Source organism: Zhihengliuella salsuginis, from assembly GCF_014651715.1.
GTDB classification, from domain to species: domain Bacteria; phylum Actinomycetota; class Actinomycetes; order Actinomycetales; family Micrococcaceae; genus Zhihengliuella; species Zhihengliuella salsuginis.
Genome location: NZ_BMXK01000019.1, coordinates 1 through 25,077, shown reverse-complemented (window position 1 = coordinate 25,077; position 25,077 = coordinate 1). Strand labels below are relative to the sequence as shown.

Below are 25,077 nucleotides of genomic sequence, written 5' to 3'. Positions count from 1 at the left end.
GCGTAGCATCGAAGGACGCTACGCATCAGCTAGGAGTGTGCCGCTATGTTCGAGAGATTCACAGACCGAGCCCGTCGGGTTGTTGTGCTCGCCCAAGAAGAGGCGCGCATGCTCAACCACAATTACATTGGGACCGAGCATATTCTGCTCGGTTTGATTCACGAGGGTGAAGGCGTCGCCGCCAAGGCCCTCGAATCCCTGAGCATTTCCCTGGGCGCTGTGCGCGAGCAGGTCCAGGAGATCATCGGCCAGGGGCAGCAGGCCCCCTCCGGCCACATCCCGTTCACGCCGCGCGCCAAGAAGGTGCTCGAGCTCTCGCTGCGCGAGGCGCTGCAGCTCGGGCACAACTACATCGGAACAGAGCACATCCTGCTCGGCCTCATCCGCGAGGGCGAGGGGGTGGCCGCCCAGGTGCTCGTGAAGCTGGGCGCCGACCTCAACCGCGTGCGCCAGCAGGTCATCCAGCTGCTCTCGGGCTACCAGGGCGGCAGCGGCGGCAAGGAGACCGCCGGTGCCGGCGTCAGCTCCGGCGGCCAGCAGGAGGGGACGCCGGCCGGCTCGGCCGTCCTGGACCAGTTCGGCCGCAACCTCACCGCCGCGGCGCGTGAAGGAAAGCTCGACCCCGTCATCGGGCGCGAGCACGAGATGGAACGCGTCATGCAGGTCCTCTCGCGCCGCACCAAGAACAACCCGGTGCTCATCGGCGAGCCCGGCGTCGGCAAGACCGCCGTCGTCGAGGGCCTCGCCCAGTCCATCGTCCGCGGCGACGTGCCGGAGACGATCAAGGACAAGCAGCTCTACACCCTGGACCTCGGGTCCCTGGTGGCCGGTTCCCGCTACCGCGGCGACTTCGAAGAGCGCCTGAAGAAGGTCCTCAAGGAGATCCGCACCCGCGGAGACATCATCCTGTTCATCGACGAGATCCACACCCTCGTGGGTGCGGGTGCCGCCGAGGGCGCGATCGACGCCGCCAGCATCCTCAAGCCCATGCTGGCCCGCGGCGAATTGCAGACCATCGGCGCGACCACGCTCGACGAGTACCGCAAGCACATCGAGAAGGACGCCGCGCTCGAGCGCCGCTTCCAGCCGATCCAGGTCGGCGAGCCGTCGGTGGAGCACACCACGCAGATCCTGCGCGGCCTGCGCGACCGCTACGAGGCGCACCACCGCGTGTCCATCACGGACGACGCGCTGGCGGCCGCCGCCTCGCTGGCGCACCGCTACATCTCCGACCGCTTCCTGCCGGACAAGGCGATCGACCTGATCGACGAGGCCGGCGCCCGCCTGCGCATCCAGCGCATGACCGCGCCGCCGGAGCTCAAGGAGATGGACGAGGAGATCGCGAACGTCCGCCGCGAGAAGGAAGCCGCGATCGACTCCCAGGACTTCGAGGGTGCCGCCTCGCTGCGCGACAAGGAGCAGAAGCTCCAGGACGAGCGCAACGAGAAGGAGAAGTCCTGGAAGAACGGCGACATGGATCAGATCGCCGAGGTCAACGAGGAGCTCATCGCCGAGGTGCTGGCGAACTCGACCGGCATCCCGGTCGTCAAGCTCACCGAAGAGGAGTCCACGCGACTGCTCAACATGGAAGACGAGCTGCACAAGCGGGTCATCGGCCAGAACCAGGCGATCAAGGCCATCTCCCGCGCCATCCGCCGCACCCGTGCCGGCCTGAAGGACCCGAACCGTCCTACCGGTTCGTTCATCTTCGCCGGACCGACCGGCGTCGGCAAGACCGAACTGGCCAAGGCCCTCGCCGAGTTCCTCTTCGGGGAAGAGGACGCGCTCATCACCCTCGACATGTCGGAATACCAGGAGAAGCACACGGTCTCGCGCCTGTTCGGTGCTCCCCCCGGCTACGTCGGCTACGAGGAGGGCGGGCAGCTCACCGAGAAGGTGCGCCGTCGTCCGTTCTCGGTCGTCCTGTTCGACGAGGTCGAGAAGGCCCACGCGGACCTCTTCAACTCGCTGCTGCAGATCCTCGAGGACGGCCGCCTGACCGACTCGCAGGGGCGCGTCGTCGACTTCAAGAACACCGTGATCATCATGACCACGAACCTCGGCACCCGGGACATCTCCAAGGGCGTGATGACGGGCTTCCAGTCCTCGTCCGACACCGCGACCGGCTACGAGCGGATGCAGGCCAAGGTCCAGGAGGAACTGCGCCAGCACCTCCGTCCGGAGTTCCTGAACCGCGTCGACGACACCGTGGTGTTCCCGCAGCTGACGGAGAAGGAGATCGTCCAGATCGTCGATCTGTTCGTCGGCCGTCTCGAGAAGCGCATGGTCGAGAAGGGCATGCACGTCGAGCTCAGCACGCCGGCGAAGGCCCTGCTCGCGACCCGCGGCTACGACTCGTCGATGGGTGCCCGTCCGCTGCGCCGCACGATCCAGCGCGACATCGAGGACCAGCTCTCGGAGAAGATCCTCTTCGGCGAGATCGTCTCGGGTCAGACCATCCAGGTCGACGTCGAGGGCGAGGGGGATGCCGCGAAGTTCACCTTCACCGGCATCGACACCCCGGTCGAGATCGAAGGGGAGACCGTCCCCGCCGCACTCGAGGCCGGTTCGGCGTCGGACGCGGCGGAGGCCGACCAGGCCTCCTAGCGTGAGCGGCCGCGGGCCGGACGCGTAGCGAGACGGCGCCCGCCGAGTTCCACGAACTCGGCGGGCGCCGTCGTCGTGGTGGCGGACCGGGCGTCGAACGCGCGGAAACAACCCGGCGGGGTTTCACGTGAAACCCCGCGCCTCGCCCGCGGGCCGGCAGGAGCCGACCGCGCATCTAGGATGAAACCATGAGTACATTTTCCGTCCGCCCAGCACGCACCGGAGACGTCGTCGCGATCCGCTCCCTCGTCCGGCCGCTCGCGGACGAGCGGATCCTGCTCGAGAAGGAGGCGGTCGCCTACTTCGAGTCGCTCCAGGAGTTCGTGGTGGCCGTCGATGCCGACGACGCTGTGATCGGCTGCGGCGCCGTCCACGTGATGTGGGAGGACATCGCCGAGGTGCGCACGCTGGCCACCAGCGCCGACTGGCGGGGCCACGGCGTCGGGCAGGCGCTCCTCGAGAGGCTCATGCAGAACGCGCGCGACCTCGGGGTCAAGCGGGTCTTCTGCCTGACGTTCGAGGTCGGGTTCTTCGTGCGCAACGGGTTCGAGGTCATGGAGGACCAGACTGCGGTCGACCCGGAGGTCTACATGGAGCTGCTGCGCTCCAACGACGACGGCGTGGCCGAGTTCCTCGATCTGGCGCGGGTCAAGCAGAACACCCTGGGCAACACGCGGATGATCGCCACCTTCTGATCGGACGATTCTCAAGATTTCACCGGGGAACTGTGGACGGACCGTCCGACGCGTGCTTATGGTGGACTCGCCGGCCCGGCATGGGTCAGCAAAGAAGAAGACTTCGAGCAGAAAAGAGGTGGTCAGCATGGGTTTGGGAGATTCGCTTAGCGGCCTGGGAGACAAGGCGAACGAGCTGAAGGAAGAGCACGGCGACCAGATCAACGAGACTGTTGACAATCTGCAGGAGGAGCACGGCGACAAGCTGGGCGAGCACGCAGACAAGATCAACGACGGTGTTGACAAGGGCCAGGACTTCCTGAAGTAGGAACCCGTCCCCAGCACGTGAGCAGAGAAGGCCCCCACCAAGCGGTGGGGGCCTTCTTGTTGCCCGGCACGGCGGCGACGCGGACTCGGGTTGCGGCGCGGGCAGAATTCATCCGATTTCCTCTCGACGCGCTAGTACTGGCCTAGTATATTAGTTGTTTACCAACGCGTGATCATCTCGATGAGGAGTTGAAGTAATGCAGAAGCTCGCAAACCGGCTCGAGCGCCTGGGTACCGAGACGGCCTTCAGTGTTGCGCAGGCCGCCGCAGCCTGGAAGGCGAAGGGGAACCGGGTGTACCCCTTCCACCTCGGCGATATAAACATCCCGATGGCCCCGCATATCGTGGAAGCGATGAACCGGGCTATCGCGGATGGCTACACCGGCTACTGCCCGGGTCCGGGCATCCCGCAACTGCGTGAGGCCCTCGCCGAGGACATCGGCGCGCGCCGCGGCATGGAGTTCTCCCCGGACAACGTCGTCGTCATGACCGGCGGCAAGCCCGTGATCACCAAGTTCCTCCAGGCCGTCATGGACCCCGGTCAGGAAGTGATCTACCCCAATCCCGGCTTCCCGATCTACGAATCGCAGATCGAGTACCTGGGTGGCACGGCCGTGCCGTACCGGTACGTGCCCACCGAATCGGGCTTCGCCATCGACCTCGACCAGGTTCGCGCCTCGATCACCCCGAACACCACTGCGATCATCTACAACGACCTGCAGAACCCCATCTCTGCCGAGTCGACTGCGGCAGAGCGCGAGGCGATCGCACAGCTCGCGATCGAACACGACCTCTGGGTCCTGTCCGACGAGGCCTACTTCGAGACGCGCTACGAGGGCGTCTCGAGCTCCATTGCGGCGCTGCCGGGCATGGCGGAGCGAACCGTCATTCTGTACACGTTCAGCAAGAAGTTCGCCATGACCGGGTCGCGCCTCGGGTGCGCCGTCGCTCCGCTGGAGATCGCCCAGATCATGAGCAAACTCAACACCAACGACGAGTCGTGCACCACGCACTACGTGCAGTGGGCCGGTATCGAAGCGCTGCGCGGTCCGCAGGAACCCGTGCAGCAGATGCTCGACGTCCTCAAGGAACGTCGTGACGTCGCGTGCGAGATCGTGAACTCCATCCCCGGGGTGCACGTCGCTGTGCCGCAGTCGACCTTCTACCTGTTCCCAGACGTCACCGAGGCCATGGAGCGCAAGGGCTTCACCACGGTCGGCGAGTTCGCCACGGCCGCCCTGGAGAACACGGGAGTGTCCTTCTGCACCCGTGAACACTTCGGGCGCCGGCTTCCCGGCGAGGAGCGGCAGTACATCCGTCTGGCCTACTCCGGCATCGAGACGGCCGACATCCGCGAGGGCCTCGGCCGCTTGCGCGAGTGGATCGAGGCGTAATGGGCAAGGTAGTCGTCACGGGACGCATTCCCGAAGCCGCGCTCGAGACGCTGCGCGCCGAACACGAGGTGGACGCCTGGGCGGGCTCCGAGTCGATCGGACGCGAGGAACTGCTGGCCCGCGTGGCCGGCGCCGATGCCGTCGTGAGCCTGCTGACCGAACGCGTCGACGGCGAGCTGCTCGACGCCGCCGGGCCGCAGCTCAAGGTGGTCTCCAACGTGGCCGTCGGCTATGACAACATCGATGTGCCGGCCTGCACCGAGCGTGGTGTCACCGCCACCAACACCCCGGGTGTGCTCACCGAGGCCACCGCCGACATCGCCTTCGGGCTGATACTGATGGCGACCCGCCGACTCGGCGAGGGCGAACGGCTCATCCGCTCCGGCCAGGCGTGGAAATGGGGCATGTTCTTCCTGCTCGGCAGCGGACTGCAGGGCAAGACCCTCGGTATCGTCGGCATGGGAGGCATCGGTCAGGCGACCGCGCGCCGGGCCAGGGCCTTCGGCATGGACGTCGTCTACCAGTCGCGCAGTGAGATCGCCCCGGGGGTCGCCGCCGAGCTGGGCGCCCGGCGGGTCGAGCTCGACGAGCTGCTGGCGGTCTCCGACGTCGTCTCGGTGCACTGCCCGTACGGCCCCGCCACGCACCACCTGATCGGTGCGGAGCAGCTGGCGGCGATGAAGGGCACGGCCTACCTCGTCAACACTGCACGCGGACCGATCGTCGACGAAGCGGCGCTTGCCGCGGCGCTGCGCGATGGTGTCATCGCAGGGGCCGGGCTGGATGTCTTCGAGAAGGAGCCCCAGGTCCATCCGGAGCTGCTGGATCTGGAGAATGTGGCGCTCGTGCCGCACCTCGGCTCGGCGACCGTCGAGACGCGCACCGCCATGGCGGTGCTCGCCGCCGAGAATTCACTGGCCGTGCTCCGCGACGAGCAGCCGCCGACCCCCATCGGATAGGCGCTCGCGCTGGCGCGCGCCTCTGTGAGGACCCGGCGCCCGGCACGGACGCAGAGAGGCCCCCACCGCCGGGTGGGGGCCTCTCTGCGTCCGTGCGGGTCCAATCCGGCGCAACGGGCCTACAGGGCGGCGCGGATGGTCGATTCGAAGTGGCGGACGTGCTCGCGCGCCAGCTCTGCGGCCTCGTCCTCCCGGCCGGCGATGATCGCCTCCAGCAGGGCGATGTGCTCTCGGATGTGGCCGCCGATCTTCGGCAGGCGGCCCAGCACGAGGCACCAGATCCGCGTTGCGAGGTTGTCGAGCCGGATGAGGGTCTCCGCGAGATGCGGGTTTCCGGTGGCCCGGTAGATCAGGCGGTGAACGGCCAGATCGTATTCGAGCAGTGCACCGTGGTCGCCGTCCTCGCCGAGCCTGGCGATCTCCTCCGCCAGACGCGCGAACTCCGAACGGAGGTCGTCGTCGGCGTTGAGCGCCGCCTTCTGCGCAGCCAGCGGCTCGAGGAGCACGCGCACCTCCGAGATCGACGCGAGGTCGCCGATGTCGACGATGGCCGCGAAGGTGCCGCGCCGGGGGTAGGAGACGATCAGGTGGTCGGTCTCGAGGCGTTTGAGCGCCTCGCGGACGGGGGTCCGGCCGACGCCGAGTTCGGTGGCGATCCGCCCCTCGTTGATGGGCTCGCCGGGCGCGATGTCGAGCATGATCAGCCGGTCGCGCAGGAGCTTGTAGGCGTGTTCGGACATGGACTCCGATTCGCCGGTACTGACGGGGGCTACACTCACTTCTCTTCCTCTCGATGCGTCTGCCGCGGCTCGGTGCTTCATGGATTCCGCGGGTCGGGGAATATCCGTTGACAGCAGCTCTGTGCAGATCATACTATCGGTTGTAAGCTGATATATCAGATGACGACGAAGAGCTTGTTAGGAGATTCGCATGACGCTGTTGACGGGAGAGGGGATGGTGGTTCCGAAGGAACTCACCACGTCCCTGGCCGAACTGGATCCTGCTGTTGCCGAGAGCATCGACGCGGAACTGCACCGGCAGCGCGACGGCCTCGAGATGATCGCCTCGGAGAACTACACGGCCGCGGCGGTCCTCGAGGCGCAGGGCTCGGTTCTGACGAACAAGTACGCCGAGGGGTACCCGGGCCGCCGCTACTACGGCGGCTGCGAACACGTCGACGTCATCGAGCAGCTGGCCATCGACCGGCTCAAGGAACTGTTCGGCGCCGAACACGCCAACGTCCAGCCGCACTCCGGCGCCCAGGCCAACGCCTCCGCCATGCACGCGCTGATCAAGCCGGGCGACACCATCCTCGGCCTGAACCTGGCCCACGGCGGCCACCTGACCCACGGCATGAAGATCAACTTCTCCGGCAAGCTCTACAACGTGGTCCCCTACGGCGTGGACCCCGAGACGCAGCGCGTGGACATGGCCGAGGTGGAGCGTCTGGCGACGGAGCACCGGCCGCAGCTCATCATCGCCGGCTGGTCCGCCTACCCGCGGCACCTCGACTTCGCCGAGTTCCGCCGGATCGCGGATTCGATCGGCGCCTACCTCATGGTCGACATGGCCCACTTCGCGGGACTGGTCGCGGCGGGCCTGCACCCGTCGCCGGTGCCCCACGCCCACGTGGTCACGTCCACGACGCACAAGACGCTGGCCGGCCCGCGCGGCGGCTTCATCCTGACGAACGACGCCGACCTGGCCAAGAAGTTCAACTCCGCAGTCTTCCCGGGGCAGCAGGGCGGCCCCCTCGAGCACGTGATCGCCGGCAAGGCCGTCGCGTTCAAGATCGCCGCCACGGACGCCTTCCGTGAGCGCCAGGAGCGGACGATCGCCGGCGCGCGGATCCTCGCCGAGCGGCTCTCCCGGGACGACGTCGCGGCACAGCAGATCAAGGTGGTCTCGGGCGGCACGGATGTGCACCTCGTGCTCGTCGATCTCAGCCGGTCCCAGCTCGACGGCCGCCAGGGCGAGGACCTCCTCGCCGAGCTGGACATCACAATCAACCGCAACGCCGTCCCCAACGACCCGCGTCCGCCGATGGTCACCTCCGGCCTCCGGATCGGCACGTCGGCGCTCGCCACCCGCGGCTTCACGGAGGAGTCCTTCGCCGAGGTCGCGGACATCATCGCCGAGGCGCTGATCGCCGCCGCGCACGACGGCGGCGCCGACCCGGCACTCCTGGCCAGCCTGCGCGAACGCGCGACCACGCTGGCCGCCGCCTACCCGCTGTACCCGCACCTCGCACCGATGGGAGCCTCCTGATGGCTGACCTGCTGCCGGAACACCCGGACTTCCTCTGGCGGAATCCGGACCCCAAGCCCAGCTACGACGCCGTGATCGTCGGCGGCGGCGGGCACGGCCTGGCGACGGCCTACTACCTGGCCAAGAATCACGGCATGACCAACATCGCGGTCCTGGAGCGGGGGTGGCTCGCCGGCGGGAACATGGCCCGCAACACCACGATCATCCGCTCCAACTACCTGTGGGACGAGTCGGCCGCGCTGTACGAGCACTCCCTGAAGCTGTGGGAGGGCCTGCCCGAGGAGCTCGAGTACGACTTCCTGTTCTCCCAGCGCGGCGTCATGAATCTGGCCCACACGCTCCAGGACGTGCGGGAGTCGCAGCGACGGGTCAACGCCAACCAGCTCAACGGTGTGGACGCTGAATGGATCACGCCGGACCAGGTCAAGGAACTCTGCCCCATCATCAACACCGGCGACGACATCCGGTACCCCGTCATGGGGGCCACCTACCAGCCGCGCGCCGGCATCGCCAAGCACGACCACGTCGCGTGGGCGTTCGCCCGCAAGTGCGACGAGATGGGTGTGGACATCATCCAGAACTGCGAGGTCACCGACTTCATCAAGGACGGCAACCGCGTCGTGGGCGTGGAGACCTCGCGCGGGCGCATCAACGCCGGCAAGGTCGGCCTCGCCGCCGCGGGCAACTCCTCGGTGCTGGCCGACCTGGCCGGGTTCCGCCTGCCGATCCAGTCCCACCCGCTGCAGGCACTGGTCTCCGAGCTCTTCGAACCCGTCCACCCGACGGTCGTCATGTCCAACCACGTGCACGTGTACGTTTCCCAGGCGCACAAGGGCGAGCTCGTCATGGGCGCCGGCGTCGACTCGTACAACGGCTACGGCCAGCGCGGCGGATTCCACGTGATCGAAGAGCAGCTGGCGGCCGCCGTCGAACTGTTCCCGATCTTCGCCCGGGCCCACCTGCTGCGCACCTGGGGAGGCACCGTGGACACCACGTTCGACGCCTCGCCGATCATCTCGTCGACCCCGATCGACCAGATGTACGTCAACGCGGGCTGGGGGACCGGCGGCTTCAAGGGGACGCCGGCGGCCGGCTACACGTTCGCCCACACGATCGCGACAGACGAGGCGCACCCGCTGAACGCGCCGTACGCGCTGGACCGCTTCGAAACCGGGCGCCTCATCGACGAACACGGCGCTGCAGCCGTCGCACACTAGGGAGAGCCGCGACATGCTCGAAATCCGATGCCCGTACTGCGGGCCGCGAGACGAAACCGAATTCGGCTACGGGGGCCAGGCCCACGTCGCCTACCCGGAGGACCCTTACGCGCTGAGCGACAGCGAGTGGGGCGAGTACCTCTTCTACCGCGAGAACACCCGCGGCGTCTTCGCCGAGCGCTGGGTGCACAGCGCCGGCTGCCGCAAGTGGTTCAACGCCCTGCGGGACACCGTCACCTACGAATTCAAGGCCATCTACCGGACTGGCGAGCCCCGCCCGGACATCACCGAAGGAGAGATCCGATGAGCGCAGCGCCTGCCGAGCCCGGCCGCCGCCCCGGACATGCCATCGATCGCACCCGCGAGGTCTCGTTCCGTCTCGACGGGATCGTCTACAGCGGTTTCGCCGGCGACACGGTCGCGAGCGCGCTGCTGGCGTCGGGCCATATCGACTGCGGGTCCTCCCTCTACCTGGGGCGCCCGCGCGGCGTGGTCGGTGCCGGAGTCGAGGAGCCCAACGCGCTGGTCGCCGTGAAGTCGCGGTTCGAGGGCCACGTCGACGAATCGATGCTGCCCGCGACGACCGTCGAGATCGCCGAGGGCATGGAGGTCAACTACCTCAGCGGCCGCGGCGTTCTCGATCCGCGCCCCGACGAGGCCGTGTACGACCACAAGTACGTGCACGCCGATGTCCTGATCGTGGGCGCCGGGCCGGCCGGCCTGGCCGCCGCCCGCGAAGCGGCGAAGACCGGTGCGCGGACCATTCTCATGGACGATCAGCCCTCCGCCGGGGGCTCCCTGCTCTCCGAGCGCGGCACCACGATCGACGACGGCGACGCCGTCGAGTGGATCGCGGCGACGATGGACCGCCTCGCCCGCGCCGAGGAGTTCGTGTACCTGCCGCGGACCACCGCGTTCGGCAGCTACGACGAGAACTTCGTGGTGGCCGTCCAGCACCGGACGGACCACCTGCCGTCCGCCCGCCGTCCGGGAGTCTCCCGGCAGCGCATCTGGCACGTCCGCGCATCCCAGGTCGTCCTCGCGACCGGCGCCCACGAGCGTCCCATCGTGTTCGCCAACAACGACCGCCCGGGGATCATGCTCGCCTCCGCCGTGCGCACCTACCTCAACCGGTACGGTGTGGCCGCCGGGCGCCGCGTGGTGGTCGCCACCACCAACGACTCGGCCTACTCGACCGTGGAGGACCTGCACGCGGCCGGCGTCGACGTCGTCGCCGTCGTGGACTCCCGCCCCGACCTGTCCGAGCGCGCGCTCACCGTCCTCGAGGCGACCGGAATCCGTGGGCACGCCGGCGCCGCCGTCGTCGACACGGCCGGCGAGAGCACCGCGGGCCGCCTCAGCGGCGTGACGATCAGCCCGCTGGCCGAGGACGGAACGCTCACGGGCGAGGTCGAGTCCGTGGACGCGGACCTGCTCGCGGTTTCGGGCGGGTTCTCGCCGGTGGTGCACCTGCACAGCCAGCGCCGCGGCCCGCTGGCCTGGGACGACGACATCGCCGGCTTCGTGCCCTCGGGCAAGGTCGCGGACCAGCAGGTCGTCGGCGCCGCCGCCGGGCGGTACACGCTCGCCGAGGGCCTCTCCGGAGGGGCCGAGGCGGGACACCGCGCAGCCCAGCGCACCGGGCGCTCCGCCCCGCTCGTGGTTCCGTCGGCTCCGGCCGCGGCGACCGGATCCTTCCGGCCGCTCTGGCTCGTTCCCGGGCTCAGCGGCGAGCCCGAGACGTGGAAGGAGCACTTCGTCGACCTGCAGCGCGACCAGACCGTCGCCGACATCCTGCGCGCGACCGGCGCCGGGATGCAGTCGGTGGAGCACGTCAAGCGCTACACCTCGATCTCCACGGCCAACGACCAGGGCAAGACCAGCGGCGTCAACGCCATCGGCGTGATGGCCGCGGTCCAGGGCGGCCGCGCGATCGACGAGATCGGCACGACGACGTTCCGCGCCCCGTACTCGCCCGTCGCCTTCGCCGCCGTGGCCGGGCGCCGCCGCGGCGAGCTCGCCGACCCCGCCCGCGTCACCTCGATCCACCCGTGGCATGTCGCCCGCGGCGCCGAGTTCGAGGACGTCGGGCAGTGGAAGCGCCCCTGGTACTACCCGCAGGCCGGCGAGGACATGGACGCGGCCGTGCTGCGCGAGTGCCGCGCCGTGCGCGAGTCCGTCGGCTTCATGGACGCCAGCACGCTCGGCAAGATCGAGATCCGCGGGACGGACGCCGGCGAGTTCCTGAACCGGATGTACACCAACGGTTTCGCGAAGCTCAAGCCCGGCATGGGCCGCTACGGCGTCATGTGCACCGAGGACGGGATGATCTTCGACGACGGCGTCACGCTGCGCGTCGACGACGGCCGCTACTACATGACCACGACGACGGGCGGCGCGGCCAAGGTGCTGGAGTGGCTCGAGCAGTGGCACCAGACCGAGTGGCCGGAACTCGACGTCGTCCTCACGTCGGTGACGGAGCAGTGGAGCACCGTCGCCGTCGTCGGACCGGACTCCCGGAAGGTGATGGAGGCCGTCTGCCCGGACCTCGACGTCTCGCAGGAGGCGTTCCCGTTCATGGCGTTCCGCGAGACGACGCTGGCCGGCGGGATCCCCGCCCGGATCTGCCGCATCTCGTTCTCCGGCGAGCTCGCCTTCGAGATCAACGTCGACACCTTCTACGGCCTGTCCGTCTGGGAGGCCGTCGCCGAGGCCGGCGAGCAGTTCGGGATCACCCCGTACGGCACCGAGACGATGCACGTGCTCCGCGCCGAGAAGGGGTTCATCATCGTCGGGCAGGACACCGACGGCACGATCACCCCGCAGGACGCGGGCATGGACTGGGTGGTCTCCAAGCTCAAGGACTTCGTCGGCAAGCGGTCCTTCGCCCGGCCCGATGCATCGCGCGAGGGGCGCCGCCACCTGGTGGGCGTACTGCCCGTGGATCGGACCACCCGGCTGGCCGAGGGCGCGCAGCTCGTGGCCGCCGGCACGCCGATCACGCCCCAGGACGGACCGGTGCCCATGATCGGGCACGTGACCTCCTCCTACCAGTCGGCCGCACTGGGACGCCCGTTCGGGCTCGCCCTCGTCGACGGCGGGCGCGACCGCCTCGGCGAGGTCGTCCAGTCACCGGTCGGCGGCGTGCTCGTCGACGTCGAAATCACATCCCCCGTCCTCTACGATCCGGAAGGGAGCCGCCGCGATGGCTGACATCACGACCGCGCCAGACGATTCCACCAACTCGAGTGTGGCCTCGGCCGCACGCGGCGACATCTCGGTACTCGACGCTCTGAGGGTCTCGCCCGCCGCCCACCTCGCCGAGCTCATGGCAGGGGCCGAGGTGACCGGGGAGCGCTCGGTGGCCCTGCGCGAACTGCCGTTCACCGTCCAGCTGGGCCTGCGGGCCGAGCCGGGGAGCCGGTCGGCACTGGCCCTGGAGGCTGCCCTCGGCGTCGGATTCCCGGAGAGTGCCGGCGCCGTCACCGGCGACGCCTCCGCAGTGCACATCCTGTGGTTGGGACCCGACGAGTTCCTGGCGGTTGACGCGTCGCGCCGGCAGGAGCCGGGCGACGGCGATGCTGTCGCCGCGGCGCTCGACGGCCTGCCCGGCCAGGCGCTCGACCTCTCCGCGAACCGGACCATTCTGGAGCTCAGCGGGGCCCGCGCCCGCCACGTCCTGGAGAAGGGCTGCCACATGGATCTCCACCCGCGCGCCTTCGCCGTTGGAACGGCCGTCCTGACCCAGGTGGGCCCGGTCCCGGTGATCCTCCACCGCTCCGGCGAACAGGAGTACCGGCTGTTCCCCCGCGCGTCCTTCGCCGACTACACGGTGCGCTGGCTCGTGGACGCGATGGCCGAGTTCGCAGGGGACGAGGTCACCTGATGGCCCTCGGCGTCCTCGACCTGTTCTCCGTCGGCATCGGCCCCTCCTCGTCGCACACGGTGGGTCCGATGCGGGCGGCGCGCCGCTTCACGGCCGAACTCGAGGCCGCGGGGGCAAGTGCGACGACGGCACGGGTCAAAGTCGAGCTGTTCGGCTCGCTCGGCGCAACCGGCATCGGCCACGGCTCCGACACGGCCGTCGTCGTCGGCCTCTGCGGGCACGACCCGGAGACCGTGGACGCCGACTCCGTGGCATCGATCGCGGAGGCCGCCGCGGAGGCCGGGAGGCTCGCTCTCGGCGGGACGCGCCAGGTCGCCTTCAACCGGGCGCGCGACGTCGTCCTGCACCGGCGGCGCTCGCTGCCGGCGCATCCCAACGGGATGCGGGTGACGGCCTTCGACGACGCCGGGGAGGACCTCTTCGTCCGCGAGTACTACTCGGTCGGCGGCGGATTCGTCGTCGCCTCCGATGAACTGGACGCCCCGGTAGCCGGGGACGAACAACCCGAACCCCGCCCTTTCGACTCGGCGGACGAGCTGCTCGACAGGTGCCGCGAGGGCGGACTGTCCATCGCCGACCTGATGCGTGCCAACGAGGCCGTGCGCCACGAGGCCCCAGCGCTGCGCGAGCAGCTCCTGGGCATCTGGGCGGTCATGCGCGAGTGCGTGGCGAACGGGTGCACCCGGACCGAGGCGCTCCTGCCCGGAGGGCTCAAAGTACGACGGCGCGCGCCGGCCCTGCGGGACAAGCTCCGCGAGGAGCAGGCCGCAGCGCTGACCTCCGGCGGGGTGGACCCGCTGCAGGCCATGGAGTGGGTCAACCTGTTCGCGCTCGCCGTCAACGAGGAGAACGCCTCGGGTGGACGGATCGTCACGGCGCCGACGAACGGCGCCGCCGGCATCATCCCGGCCGTCCTGCACTACTACTGGAATTTCATCCCCGGCGCGGACGAGGACGGGGTCGTGGACTTCCTGCTGACGGCCGGAGCGATCGGCATCCTCTTCAAGAAGAACGCCTCGATCTCCGGCGCGGAGGTCGGCTGCCAGGGCGAGGTGGGTTCGGCCTGTTCCATGGCCGCCGCCGGGCTGTGCGCCGTCCTCGGCGGGACGCCGGAGCAGATCGAGAACGCTGCGGAGATCGGACTCGAGCACAACATGGGGCTCACCTGCGATCCCGTCGGCGGGCTGGTGCAGGTGCCCTGCATCGAACGCAACGCCATCGCCTCCGTGAAGGCGATCAACGCGGCCCGACTCGCTTTCCGCGGAGACGGCCAGCACCGGGTGTCTCTGGACCAGGCCATCAACACGATGCGCCAGACTGGAGCGGACATGAAGACCAAATACAAAGAGACCTCGCGCGGTGGCCTGGCGGTCAACGTCGTGGAGTGCTGAGAGAAGGAGCAAACATGGGTGAGACCGTACGGGACCACGTCCTGACTTTCGACTGCCCGGAGAAGCCGGGCATCGTGCACGCCTTGACCGGCATCCTGCTGGAGAACGGCGGGGACATCGTCGAGCTCAAGACATTCGACGATCCGCGGTCCGCGCACTTCTTCGCCCGGATCCACTTCACCATCGGTGACGGGGTGGACCCGAAGGAGGCCGCGAACAAGGTGCGCCGCGACATCGACGCGCTGGTGGACAGCGGCGACGCCCGCTGGGAGCTGCTGCCGGCCGGGCAGAAGCGCCGCGTGCTGATCATGGTCTCCAAGTTCGACCACTGCCTGAACGACCTGCTGTACCGTGCCCGGATCGGCGAGCTGCCCGTGGACGTAGTCGCCGTCGTCTCCAACCACCGCGACCACCAGCGCTCCGTAGAGTGGCACGGCATCCCGTTCTACCACATCCCCGTCACCCCGGACACCAAGGTGGAGGCGGAGCAGAAGCTGCTGGACCTCACGGACCGGTTCGAGGTCGACCTGGTGGTCCTGGCCCGCTACATGCAGGTGCTCTCCGACTCCCTGGCGACGAAGATGGAGGGGCGGATCATCAACATCCACCACTCCTTCCTCCCGTCCTTCAAGGGCGCCAAGCCGTACCACCAGGCGTTCGAGCGTGGCGTCAAGACGGTCGGCGCCACGGCGCACTACGTCAACAGCGAGCTGGACGAGGGACCGATCATCGCCCAGCAGGTGCAGCCGGTCGACCATGCCTTCGGCCCTGAGGATCTCGTCGCCGCGGGGCGTGACACCGAGCGCAAGGCCCTCTCCGACGCCGTGCGCTGGCACTGCGAGGGCCGCGTGATGCTGCACGACTCCCGGACGGTCATCCTGCGCTGACCCGTAGTCCTTTTCGCGGGAACAAATCCCGGGCGGAACCATTGCGACGATGTCGCGACCGGCTCCGCCCGGGATTTTCCATGTCCGGGGACACCGAAACTGTGGCGCGAGGTCGGGCCCAAACCTTCTCTTGGAGCACGGCCTCAGGCACGAAAGCGCCCCCGACGCATGAGCGTCGGGGGCGCCTTCGGCGACGGGTCGATCAGACGGTGGTTGCCGCCAGCTCGGTGCCGCGCAGGCGGTGCATCTCCGGGTCGTACAGGGGGTCGTCGACCACGGTCGCCGCGACCCGGCGGCCGAGGTACTCGATCTCGACGCCGTCGCCGGTCTCCACCGAGTTCGGCAGCCACGCGTAGGCGATCGGCTTGCGGACGGTGTACCCGTACGCGGCGCTGGTCACGTAGCCGCTGGCCACGCCGTCGACGTAGACGGGCTCCTTGCCGAGGACCACCGAGACGCCGTCGTCGACCGTCAGGCAGCGCAGGCGCTTCGTGGCGGCCGCGGCCCGCTCGGCGAGCGCGCTCTTGCCGACGAAGTCGTCGGTCTTGGTCGCCTTGACGGCGAAGCCGAGGCCGGCCTGGTTCGGTTCGTGCTCGCTGGTCATGTCGGTGCCGAAGGCGCGGAAGCCCTTCTCCAGACGCATCGAGCCGAACGCCTCGCGGCCCGCGGCGATGATGCCGTGTTCCCGGCCGGCCTCCCAGATGATGTCCCAGAGCTTCGAGCCGACGTCGGAGGAGGCGTAGAGCTCCCAGCCGAACTCGCCGACGTAGGACAGGCGCATCGCCGTGACGGGGACACCGCCGATCGAGATCTCCTTGGCCCGGAAGTACTTCAGCGCGTCCTTGCCCATGTCGTCGCGGCTGATCTTCGCCATGACCGCGGCGGCCAGCGGGCCCCAGAGGCCGATGCAGCAGGTCCCCGACGTGATGTCGCGGACGCTGACCCACTGCGACGGGTCCTGCTCGGTCTGCTGTCGGGCCAGTCGCGAGAAGTAGGCCAGGTCGACGTTGGAGTTCACGCCGGCCTGGTAGCGCTCCTCGGAGAGGCGGGCCACCGTGATGTCACTCGTGATGCCGCCGGCCTCGTCGAGCAGCAGGGTGTAGCTGACGGCGCCCGGGGCGCGCAGCATGCTGGACGTCGTCAGGCCGTGCAGCAGCGGGCCGGCGCCGGGGCCGGTGATCTCGAGGCGCTTGAGCGGCGTCATGTCGAACATGGCGACCGCCGTACGGGTCTTCCAGGCCTCGACGGCGGCGATCGGGGAGTGGAACTTGGCCGCCCACTCGTCGCGCTCGGGGGCCGCCCACTCGGCGGGCAGCTCGTCCAGCAGGTCGGCGTTCGACTCGAACCAGTGCGGGCGCTCCCAGCCGGTGCCCTCGAGGAAGAAGGCGCCGAGCGCCTTCTGCTGCTCGTGGAAGGGGCTGACGCGGACGTCCCGCGGGCTCGTGCGCGGCTCCAGGGGGTGGCGCACGTCGTAGATCTCGACGAAGTTCTGCTTGCCGGTCTCCTCGACGTACTCCGGGGTGGTCTGCACGTCTTCGAAGCGGTTCAGGTCGCAGTCGGAGAGATCGGTGTTGGAGTGGCCGGTCGCGATCAGTTCGGCGACGGCCTTGGCGATACCCGGAGCGTGCGTCACCCACACTGCTTCTGCCACGAAGAATCCGTTGACGTGGCGGGACTCGCCGACCAGAGAGCCGCCGTCGGGCGTGAAGGAGAACACGCCGTTGAAACCGCGCTGGATCTCGGTGTTCTTCAGGTCCGGCAGGAGCTCCTGGGTGGCCTCCCACTCCGCGGCGAAATCTTCCGGTGTGAACGGCAGGGAGGAGGGCATCTTCTCCGAGGTGATCTCCTCCGGACGGTACTTCGGCAGATCGTCCAGGCTCACGGCCATCGGACGGTGCGCGTAGGACCCGATGCCGATGGTCTCGCCCCATTCGCGGTAGTACAGGTCCCGGTCCTGGTAGCGGAGGATCGGGCGACTGGCCCCGCTGGGCAGCTCGTTGACTCCGGCCAGGGACGGGGCGGGAGTGGTCCAGGCGAACTGGTGCGCGAGCGGGAGTAGCGGGACCGCGGTGCCGACCATCTCGCCGATGGCGGGGCCCCAGAAACCGGCGCAGGAAACCACGATGTCGGCGGCGAAACGCTCCTCGCCGGCGACGACCGCGGTGACCCGACCGCCGGACTGCTCGATATCGGTGACGGCGGTGCGGTCGCGGAACTCGACGCCCGCTGCCTTGGCACGCTCCATCACGAGCTGCGTTCCCTTGGCGGCCAGGGCCAGGCCGTCGCCCGGGGTGAGCAGGCCGCCGAGGACCATGTCCGGATTGAGCATGGGGAAGCGCTTGAGGCACTCGTCGGCGTCGACGATGTGGGCCTCGACCCCGTAGGAGCGGTTCCAGCCGGCGCGGCGGTGCAGATCCTGCAGGCGCTCCTCGTTGGTGGCGATCTCCAGACCGCCCACCGGCAGGAACGAGCCGCGGCCGTCCGCCCCGGTCAGAGAGGTCAACTTCTCGATGGTGTACTGGGCGAACTCGGTCATCGACTTCGAACCGTTCGAGGAGAAGACGAGGCCGGGTGCGTGGGAGGTGGAACCGCCCGGGATCCCCAGCGGTCCCTGCTCGAGGACGAGGACGTTGGTGTGGCCGAGCTGGGCGAGCTCGTCAGCGAGGTTCGCGCCGACGATTCCGGCGCCGATGATGACGATCCTCGGTGAGGTGTGAGACACGGTGGACTCCCTAGATTCTTGGTCAGTGGTGTTGGTGGTGGGCCGGCCGAGGCCGTTGGTGCCGTCAGGCGTCGATCACGAGATCGGTCTGCGCCGTAGAGCAGCAGGGCAGGAATTTTCCGGCCTCGATCTCGCGGGCGCGGATGCCGCCCTGGTGGTTCATGTCGACTTCACCCTGGAGCTTGACGACTTTGCAGGAGCCGCACATGCCCTCCTGGCAGTTGGCTCCGATCCTGACGCCGGCCTTTTTCGCGGCGGCCAGAATCTCCTCGCCGGGGTCGATCCTGACGTTCAGGCCGCTGCGGAGAAAGGACATGTTCAGGCTTCCGGAGCCGACGGACTCGAACGACGACGGCTCGGCCGGCGTGTCCGCGGATTCCGGCGATGCGGGCTCCTCCTCGTATTCCGCTGCGTACTCGGCTTCGGCGGCGGCGACGACGGCGCCGTCGTCGTCCGTGTCCTGATCGTCGCCGGACCGGTAGAGGTCGAGGGCCGGGGGCTGCTGCTCCTGGAGCTCTTCGGCGACCGCTGCGAACTCCTCGGCGATCTCGCCGGCGAGTGCGACCTCCTCGCGGTACTCGAGGACGATCTCCCGGCTGCCCGAGAAGGACTCCTTGTGGACGGAGGTGTCGTCCACGCCCACCTTGCTGAGCAGGTCCGTGGCGACGTCGAGGTACCCTTCGGGCCCGCAGGCGTAGACCTGGCGGCCGTTGGCGTCGGGAACCACCTCGTCGATCATCTGGGCGGTCAGCCGGCCCACCATCCCCTCCCAGGTTCCGGGAACGCTGCGGTCCCCGAGGGAGTAGTAGACCTTGATGCGGGAGTCGACGGACGCGAGGTATTCCAGCTCCCGGGAGAAGGCGAACGCCCCCGGCTCGGCGCCGTGGTAGAGCATGACGACGTCGGCCCGGCCGGGCAGGGAGTGGATCGTCCGGATCATCGACATCAGCGGGGTCACCCCCGAGCCCGCGGCGAGGAACAGGTAGCGCGCCCGGCGGTCCATATCCGGCAGGTGGAAGGCGCCGACGGGGCCGAGCATGTCGAGGACCATGCCGGGGCGGATGTTGTCGTGCACCCACTGGGAGACCCGTCCGCCCTCCTCGCGCTTGACGGTGATCGCGAACGTCCACGGAACCGTGGGCGAGCTCGAGATCGAGTAGCTGCGGTTCACCGGCTCCGCATCCGGGCCGTCCACGGGGAACGCGATATTCAGATACTGGCCCGACCGGAAGGCCAGGGGAGCGCCGTCCGTCCTGCGCAGGACGATGGTGAGCATGTCGCCGACTTCGGGCACGGTCTCGACGCACTCGGCGAGGAACTCCTGCGGGTACCAGGGCCACAACGCACGGGCCGCCCCGGCGGGTTCCGGGGTGCTCTGGAAGACGCGGTTCCACGGCATCTCCAGGCCGCGGATGCGGTGGAAATCGGGAATCGCTGTGAGGGTCGTGCTGACTGTCATCCGAGGTGCTCCTGCATACGCTGCACGTACCAGTTGATGAAGGCTTCGACCTGGTACTCGCTCTTCATGTACGGGCCGGGCTCGTAGGCCGGGCTGGCTGCGCCCTGCTGGCACATCTCGACGAAATTCTTGTCCTGGACGTTGGTCTGCTTCCACGTGTACGTGAGGGTTTCCAGGTCGTAGTCGACGCCCTCGACGGCGTCGTCGGCGACGAGCCACGTCGTCCGCACGAGCGTCTGGTGCTCGTTGATCGGGAACGCGGCGAACGTGATGACGTGGTCGGAGAGCAGGTGGAACCAGCAGTTGGGCTGCAGGTGCATCGAGCACCGGCCCAGCCGGAAGTCGCGCAGGTCGCCGAGGAGCTTCTTCGACAACCGGCGCCCGGTGGCCGAGAACGACTCGCCGGCTCCGTCGAGGGGCTCCCGGGAGATGCGGATGCCGGCGATGCGCGTATCCAGCTCCTCGACGACCTCGTACGGCAGGCCGTAGCGGGTGCAGCGTTCCTGCAGGGCCGTCTCGGCGGTGACGTTTCGCTGCCAGGCGTCTTCGAGGTGCGGCGGGACGAGCTCCTCGGTCAGGCCCCAGGTCGGGAAGAGGGAGCAGGCGAGTTCGGGGTGGCCGTCGCAGTGGTAGCACTCGCGGTTGTTCTCCATCACCAGCTTCCAGTTGCCCTCTTCGATGAGCTCCTGCTGGAAAGCCACCTTCGCATTCGCGATCTCGTGCGGGGCCACATAGGGCTCGAAGATCTTGGCGACCTCGTCGAAGTCCTCGGGCGGCTCGGGCGCCAGGCAGACGAAGACGAGCCCGGCGACGATGCGGCTGTGCGCCCGTTTGAGGGCGAAGCACGCCTTGTCGAAGGTCGTCTCCCCGGGCGACGACGCGTGGATCAGCGACCCCTCCGTGTCGTACGTCCAGGAGTGGTAGCCGCACACGAGGTTGCCCGTGGTTCCGGCCGGCTCGGTGAGGACCCTGGCGCCGCGGTGGCGGCACACGTTGTGCAGGGCGTTCACGCCGTCGTCCGTGCGGAGGATGATCAGCGAGTAGGGGCCGTAGTCGATCGTGACGTAGTCGCCGGGTTCGGGGATCTCCGCGAGGCTGGCGGCGAAGAGCCAGTGCTGGCCGAAGATGCCCTGCATGTCCGCCTTGAACAGCTCCGGGTCCGTGTAGAACGGGGCGTCGAGGGAGTAGCCGGCACGCCTCTTCTCGAAGAGGGAGCGGACCGCGGAGAGCTGTTCCTCGGAACGGGACGGGGCGATCTTTCCCCGCGCGGTGGACTTCGATTTAACTGCTTGGACCATGGGTTGTCTTCCTCGGGTTCGTGCTGTTCGTGGTGGGGGTGTGAAAGCTGTCGAGAACGCCGATACCGCGGCACCGAGAACTTGCTGCTGACTTCAGACTAGGAGCCGAAACCTTGCGATAAAAGCGTCAATACGTGGCGAATTACATGCATAATTCCGCACGGTATAAGGGTGGTGCGGAGATTCCATCAGTGGCGAAAAACTACCGATGAGTAGGTCATTTCTGGTCGACCGGTTGCTCCAGACGAACGGGGTGTCCGGCGTCTGGGATTTCGGGGAGCGGCACGACGGGCACCTCGGTCGTGAAGGTGTCCAGCTCGAACGGCTCGCCGTCGTATTTGTCTACGGCGGTGGTGACGGAGTCGACGAGAATCTGCTGGGCCAGCTTGCCCTGGAGTACCAGGGGATCCTGCGACAGGTCCTTCCACAGCGCCACGCACAGCAGGATCATGACGAAGAGGAACGGCAGGGCCGAGACGATCGTGAACGTCTTCAACCCGTTGAGCGCCGCCGCCGGATGGTCGCCACCGGCCAGGAGCATCACGGCGGCCACCGCGCCGACGGCGACACCCCAGAAGATCACGATGCGACGGGACGGGTTCGTGGAACCGTTCTCCGAGAGGGTGCCCATCACGATGGACGCGGAGTCCGCGCTCGTGATGAAGAAGATCCCGATCAGCACGACGGCGATCACGATCATGGTCAGCGACAGCCAGTCCGGGACGACCAGGGCGCCCAGGTAGTCGAAGAGCGCGCTGTCGAAGTTCAGATCCGGGCCGTCTGCGGTCATGTTGACCAGCGCGTCGATCCTCCCGCCCTCTTCGGCGCTCTCCTGGAGTCCGATCGCCCCGCCGCCCATGACGGAGAACCAGATCAGGGAGATGGCAGACGGGATGAACAGCACGCCGGTGACGAATTGGCGGATGGTGCGACCGCGGGAGATGCGGGCGATGAAGAGGCCGACGAACGGGGTCCAGGAGACCCACCACGCCCAGTAGAAGATCGTCCAGGAGGACATCCAGGACTGCAGCGCGTCGCCGCCCGTCGTCGCCGTGCGCGAGGCCATCTGGGGCAGGTCTCCGATGAACGAGCCCAGAGCGTTGGGCAGGACGTTCAGGATGAAGAGCGTGGGCCCTCCGATGAAGACCAGCACGGCCAGGAGGAGCGCCAGGACCATGTTGATGTTCGACAGGGCCTGGATGCCCTTGGCGATGCCCGAGGCGGCGGATGCCACGAAGCAGGCGGTCAGCACGGCGATGATGAGCACCAGGGTGGTGGTGCCGACCGACTCCAGCAGGCCCATCGACTGGATTCCGCCGCCGATCTGCATCGCGCCGAGGCCGAGCGAGCAGGCGGACCCGAACAGCGTCGCGAGGATCGCCAGGATGTTGATGAGCCGACCGCCGATCCCGTTGACGGCCCGTTGACCGAACAGGGGGACGAACATCGAGGAGAAGAGCTGGCTGCGGCCGAGGCGGAAGGTTCCGTAGGCGAGGCCCAGGCCGACGATGGCGTACATCGCCCACGGGTACAGGCCCCAGTGGAACATCGTGGTGCCCATCGCGGTCTGCAGGGCCTCGGCCGTCTGGCCGTCCACCGTCCCCGGCGGCGGCGCCATGTAGAACCACAGGGGTTCCGCGACGCCGTAGAAGACCAGGCCGATGCCCATGCCGGACGCGAACATCATCGCGATCCAGGAGGAGGTCCGGAACTCTGGTTTCTCGTCGTCCTGGCCCAGTTTGATCTCGCCGAATCTGCTGGCGGCGACCACGATCACGAAGATCAGGAAGAAGGAGGCGGCGACGACGAAGAGCCACCCGAAATTGCTCATCGTGCCGGCGAGCAGCGTGTTGGCCACCTCTCCCAGCGATGCGGAGGAGACGAAGCCCCAGATGATGAACGCCAGCGCCGAGATCGCGGCGACGCTGAAGACGACTTTGTCCAGGCCGCGTTCCCGCTTCGGCTTCGGCTTGCGCTTGGTGACCTGCCGCAGGGTCTGCAGCAGGTCTTCGGTACTTCGAGAAGTGCTCATGGATGTATCTCGCTTGTCGGATGTGCCGGTGGGGTGGACTGGGCGCGCCTGCTCGAGCAGGCGCTCGATCGGTGAGTTGTAGATCACAGTAGAGTCACGACCGGCATGCTGACAATAGATAGGAACACAATTGATATTTCAGTGGCCGCGCGTTCGTCCGCAGGCACCGATTCGTCCAACAGTTAGCCGCCGGGCGGGCGGCAGAGGAGAATGACACCATGATCGACCATCGCCTCATGACGTTGAGGGCCTTCGCATCGTGCGGCACCGTTGCCGCGACGGCAGAGCTGACCGGGTACTCCCCGTCGGCGGTGTCCGCGCAATTGCGTGAACTCCAGCATCTGCTGGGCATGAAGCTGCTCGTCAAGGAGGGGCGGGGGCTGCAGCTGACATCCACGGGGCGTTATCTCGTCCGGAAGTCGGAGACGCTGGTGGTCGAGTGGGATCGGATCAAGGCGGCGGCGTTGACCGAAGGCGGCCAGGAGCCGACGAATTTCGGGATCGGCGGATTCTCGACGGCGGCTTCCAACCTGCTGGCACCCCTCGCAGCGGACCTGCGCAGGACGAAGCCCTCGGTCCACGTGCACGTCATCGAGGCGAGCCCGGGCCGGTGCTTCGACCTGTTGATGGCCGAACGGATCGACCTGGCCGTCGTCGTCGCCATGCAGGCGGACATCCGCGCGGGCGGCGACCCGCGTTTCGAGCAGACGCCGTTGTTGAACGATCCCCTGGACGTCATGGTGCCCTCGGAGCACCCGCTCGCCGAGCGGGAGTCCGTCCGCCTCGAGGAGCTGTCCCATGAATTCTGGATCTCCGACGCGCCGGGGACCCCGTACCACGCGTTGTTCACCGCGGCCTTCACTGCGGTCGGGGCGACTCCCCGGATCGAGCACGAGGTCATCGAGTGGGAGACCGCGATCGCCCTGGTGGCCGCGGGTGCGGGCATCGGGCTGATTCCCCGGCTGGCGAGTCTCGGCGGTGCGGAGAACGTCGTCCGCCTGCCGCTCTCCGGCGTCGTCAAGCCCTCCCGGCGGATCGTCGCCGCGGTCCGGACCGGGACGGCGGACGCGCCGATGGTCAAGAGCGCGCTCGACTACCTGCAGGCGACTGCGCGACGGCTGCTCACCGAGCGCCTGGCCGAGAGCCCGTAGCCCGGGGGCGCGCACGCCGCGTGCGTGGGCGGCGCCGGTCGGGCGGCGGGGATCAGCGCTTGCGGAGCTCCTCCCAGAGCTCCGCGACCCGGCGCTCGATGTCGTCGGCGACGGCCTCCGCGCCGGCCTCGTCGACCGACTGTAGGTCCGGCAGCTGCCAGTCGGTGTACTGCTTGTCCGGGTAGATCGGGCAGGCGTCGCCGCAGCCCATCGTGACGACGACGTCGGCCGCCCGCACGACGTCGTCCGTCAGCGGCTTCGGGTAGAGGCTCTCGGCCGGCAGGCCGCGCTCCTGCATGAGGTACAGGGTGACGGGGTGCAGTTCCGAGGCCGGCGTCGAACCGGCCGAGCGGACCGACACGGAGGCGCCGGCGGTCTTGCGCAGGAAGGCTGCGGCCAGCTGCGACCGGCCCGCGTTCTCGACGCACACGAACAGGACCTCCGGCCGGTTCTTCGGCACCTCTCCCATGGACTGGGCGAGCGCCCGCAGCCGGTCCGCCGCGAAGTGCATGGCGGTCGCGGCGAGGTACGTGCGCACGCGGGCGCTGCGGCCGAGCGTCGTGTAGGACTCGAACAGGTACCGCTCGATCATCTCCGGTGCGAAAATCCCGCGGTAGCGGGCTGCGAGGTGGTCGACCTCGCGCATGAGCACGTGGCGGTCCTTGTCTGCCCGGTGTTCCGCGGGAGTCCTGCCGGGCGTCTCGGTGCTCATGTCTGCCTTTCGTGGCGGGCGGTGGGCCCTAGGAGACTGCTGAACTATTGGGTATCGGGGCGTCCGTTTCGCGCGTTGTGGCGTGCGAGGCGG

19 protein-coding genes are annotated in these 25,077 nt (G+C 68.4%); 13 read left to right on the top strand and 6 right to left on the bottom strand.

Going from position 1 to position 25,077, the window contains the following annotated elements:
* Window positions 1-45 precede the first annotated feature (45 nt).
* From IE069_RS15165 to IE069_RS15145, 5 genes are all read left to right on the top strand, one after another.
* On the top strand, window positions 46-2,607 hold the full coding sequence (locus IE069_RS15165; protein ID WP_189351521.1) for an ATP-dependent Clp protease ATP-binding subunit: 2,562 nt from the start codon (window positions 46-48) through the stop codon (window positions 2,605-2,607).
* Window positions 2,608-2,795: 188 nt separating this feature from the next.
* The gene (locus tag IE069_RS15160) at window positions 2,796-3,302 is read left to right on the top strand and encodes an amino-acid N-acetyltransferase (protein WP_189351520.1); all 507 of its coding nucleotides are present in this window, start codon (window positions 2,796-2,798) and stop codon (window positions 3,300-3,302) included.
* Window positions 3,303-3,429: 127 nt separating this feature from the next.
* Window positions 3,430-3,609 carry a hypothetical protein gene (locus IE069_RS15155; protein WP_189351519.1) on the top strand — a complete coding sequence of 60 codons (180 nt, stop codon included), beginning with the start codon at window positions 3,430-3,432 and terminating at the stop codon, window positions 3,607-3,609.
* A gap of 196 nt (window positions 3,610-3,805) precedes the next feature.
* A complete protein-coding gene (locus tag IE069_RS15150) occupies window positions 3,806-5,002 on the top strand; it encodes a pyridoxal phosphate-dependent aminotransferase (protein ID WP_189351518.1) in 1,197 nt (398 codons plus the stop codon).
* On the top strand, window positions 5,002-5,961 hold the full coding sequence (locus tag IE069_RS15145) for a 2-hydroxyacid dehydrogenase (RefSeq protein ID WP_189351517.1): 960 nt from the start codon (window positions 5,002-5,004) through the stop codon (window positions 5,959-5,961). Before IE069_RS15150 ends, IE069_RS15145 begins: the two co-directional genes overlap by 1 nt.
* 119 nt (window positions 5,962-6,080) lie before the next feature.
* Here IE069_RS15145 and IE069_RS15140 read toward each other — a convergent pair whose 3' ends face one another.
* Window positions 6,081-6,701 (bottom strand): GntR family transcriptional regulator, encoded by a 621-nt coding sequence (locus tag IE069_RS15140; RefSeq protein WP_229791204.1) that lies wholly within the window; start codon window positions 6,699-6,701, stop codon window positions 6,081-6,083.
* 190 nt (window positions 6,702-6,891) lie between these two features.
* Here IE069_RS15140 and glyA point away from each other — a divergent pair, with 190 nt between their 5' ends.
* From glyA to purU, 7 genes are read left to right on the top strand one after another with little or no spacing between them, the layout of a single operon-like run.
* Window positions 6,892-8,229: a serine hydroxymethyltransferase gene (glyA, locus tag IE069_RS15135; protein WP_308425400.1), complete on the top strand. Its 1,338-nt coding sequence runs from the start codon at window positions 6,892-6,894 to the stop codon at window positions 8,227-8,229.
* Window positions 8,229-9,446, top strand: a complete 1,218-nt coding sequence (locus tag IE069_RS15130) for a sarcosine oxidase subunit beta family protein (RefSeq protein WP_189351515.1) — start codon at window positions 8,229-8,231, stop codon at window positions 9,444-9,446. Before glyA ends, IE069_RS15130 begins: the two co-directional genes overlap by 1 nt.
* Before the next feature lie 13 nt (window positions 9,447-9,459).
* Entirely contained in the window at window positions 9,460-9,753 is a 294-nt protein-coding gene (locus tag IE069_RS15125; protein WP_189351514.1) for a sarcosine oxidase subunit delta, read from the top strand.
* A complete protein-coding gene (locus IE069_RS15120) occupies window positions 9,750-12,659 on the top strand; it encodes a sarcosine oxidase subunit alpha family protein (protein ID WP_189351513.1) in 2,910 nt (969 codons plus the stop codon). The genes IE069_RS15125 and IE069_RS15120 overlap by 4 nt, the downstream gene beginning before the upstream one ends.
* Entirely contained in the window at window positions 12,652-13,332 is a 681-nt protein-coding gene (locus tag IE069_RS15115; RefSeq protein WP_189351512.1) for a sarcosine oxidase subunit gamma, read from the top strand. The genes IE069_RS15120 and IE069_RS15115 overlap by 8 nt, the downstream gene beginning before the upstream one ends.
* Window positions 13,332-14,723, top strand: a complete 1,392-nt coding sequence (locus IE069_RS15110) for an L-serine ammonia-lyase (RefSeq protein ID WP_189351511.1) — start codon at window positions 13,332-13,334, stop codon at window positions 14,721-14,723. The genes IE069_RS15115 and IE069_RS15110 overlap by 1 nt, the downstream gene beginning before the upstream one ends.
* A gap of 14 nt (window positions 14,724-14,737) precedes the next feature.
* On the top strand, window positions 14,738-15,610 hold the full coding sequence (gene purU, locus IE069_RS15105) for a formyltetrahydrofolate deformylase (protein ID WP_189351510.1): 873 nt from the start codon (window positions 14,738-14,740) through the stop codon (window positions 15,608-15,610).
* Between the two features lie 202 nt (window positions 15,611-15,812).
* Here the strand turns inward: purU and IE069_RS15100 are convergent, their stop codons facing one another.
* The 4 genes from IE069_RS15100 to IE069_RS15085 form a co-directional block, all read right to left on the bottom strand.
* On the bottom strand, window positions 15,813-18,332 hold the full coding sequence (locus IE069_RS15100) for a GcvT family protein (RefSeq protein WP_189351509.1): 2,520 nt from the start codon (window positions 18,330-18,332) through the stop codon (window positions 15,813-15,815).
* A 64-nt stretch (window positions 18,333-18,396) separates the two neighbouring features.
* Entirely contained in the window at window positions 18,397-19,791 is a 1,395-nt protein-coding gene (locus IE069_RS15095) for a flavin reductase family protein (RefSeq protein WP_189351508.1), read from the bottom strand.
* Entirely contained in the window at window positions 19,788-21,089 is a 1,302-nt protein-coding gene (locus tag IE069_RS15090; RefSeq protein ID WP_189351507.1) for an aromatic ring-hydroxylating oxygenase subunit alpha, read from the bottom strand. Before IE069_RS15090 ends, IE069_RS15095 begins: the two co-directional genes overlap by 4 nt.
* A gap of 217 nt (window positions 21,090-21,306) precedes the next feature.
* The gene (locus tag IE069_RS15085; RefSeq protein ID WP_189351506.1) at window positions 21,307-23,121 is read right to left on the bottom strand and encodes a BCCT family transporter; all 1,815 of its coding nucleotides are present in this window, start codon (window positions 23,119-23,121) and stop codon (window positions 21,307-21,309) included.
* 218 nt (window positions 23,122-23,339) lie between these two features.
* Here IE069_RS15085 and IE069_RS15080 point away from each other — a divergent pair, with 218 nt between their 5' ends.
* Window positions 23,340-24,272, top strand: coding sequence for a LysR family transcriptional regulator (locus IE069_RS15080; RefSeq protein ID WP_189351505.1), 933 nt, complete (start codon window positions 23,340-23,342; stop codon window positions 24,270-24,272).
* 52 nt (window positions 24,273-24,324) lie between these two features.
* Here the strand turns inward: IE069_RS15080 and IE069_RS15075 are convergent, their stop codons facing one another.
* Complete coding sequence (locus IE069_RS15075) at window positions 24,325-24,984, bottom strand: arsenate reductase/protein-tyrosine-phosphatase family protein (protein ID WP_189351504.1); 660 nt, start codon at window positions 24,982-24,984, stop codon at window positions 24,325-24,327.
* Between the last annotated feature and the right edge of the window lie 93 nt (window positions 24,985-25,077).

Bases quoted from the DNA above. Each gene is read 5' to 3' on its own strand.
- IE069_RS15165 (WP_189351521.1), top strand. From the start codon at position 46: ATGTTCGAGAGATTCACAGACCGAGCCCGTCGGGTTGTTGTGCTCGCC.
- IE069_RS15160 (WP_189351520.1), top strand. From the start codon at position 2,796: ATGAGTACATTTTCCGTCCGCCCAGCACGCACCGGAGACGTCGTCGCG.
- IE069_RS15155 (WP_189351519.1), top strand. From the start codon at position 3,430: ATGGGTTTGGGAGATTCGCTTAGCGGCCTGGGAGACAAGGCGAACGAG.
- IE069_RS15150 (WP_189351518.1), top strand. From the start codon at position 3,806: ATGCAGAAGCTCGCAAACCGGCTCGAGCGCCTGGGTACCGAGACGGCC.
- IE069_RS15145 (WP_189351517.1), top strand. From the start codon at position 5,002: ATGGGCAAGGTAGTCGTCACGGGACGCATTCCCGAAGCCGCGCTCGAG.
- IE069_RS15140 (WP_229791204.1), bottom strand. From the start codon at position 6,701: ATGTCCGAACACGCCTACAAGCTCCTGCGCGACCGGCTGATCATGCTC.
- glyA (WP_308425400.1), top strand. From the start codon at position 6,892: ATGACGCTGTTGACGGGAGAGGGGATGGTGGTTCCGAAGGAACTCACC.
- IE069_RS15130 (WP_189351515.1), top strand. From the start codon at position 8,229: ATGGCTGACCTGCTGCCGGAACACCCGGACTTCCTCTGGCGGAATCCG.
- IE069_RS15125 (WP_189351514.1), top strand. From the start codon at position 9,460: ATGCTCGAAATCCGATGCCCGTACTGCGGGCCGCGAGACGAAACCGAA.
- IE069_RS15120 (WP_189351513.1), top strand. From the start codon at position 9,750: ATGAGCGCAGCGCCTGCCGAGCCCGGCCGCCGCCCCGGACATGCCATC.
- IE069_RS15115 (WP_189351512.1), top strand. From the start codon at position 12,652: ATGGCTGACATCACGACCGCGCCAGACGATTCCACCAACTCGAGTGTG.
- IE069_RS15110 (WP_189351511.1), top strand. From the start codon at position 13,332: ATGGCCCTCGGCGTCCTCGACCTGTTCTCCGTCGGCATCGGCCCCTCC.
- purU (WP_189351510.1), top strand. From the start codon at position 14,738: ATGGGTGAGACCGTACGGGACCACGTCCTGACTTTCGACTGCCCGGAG.
- IE069_RS15095 (WP_189351508.1), bottom strand. From the start codon at position 19,791: ATGACAGTCAGCACGACCCTCACAGCGATTCCCGATTTCCACCGCATC.
- IE069_RS15090 (WP_189351507.1), bottom strand. From the start codon at position 21,089: ATGGTCCAAGCAGTTAAATCGAAGTCCACCGCGCGGGGAAAGATCGCC.
- IE069_RS15085 (WP_189351506.1), bottom strand. From the start codon at position 23,121: ATGAGCACTTCTCGAAGTACCGAAGACCTGCTGCAGACCCTGCGGCAG.
- IE069_RS15080 (WP_189351505.1), top strand. From the start codon at position 23,340: ATGATCGACCATCGCCTCATGACGTTGAGGGCCTTCGCATCGTGCGGC.
- IE069_RS15075 (WP_189351504.1), bottom strand. From the start codon at position 24,984: ATGAGCACCGAGACGCCCGGCAGGACTCCCGCGGAACACCGGGCAGAC.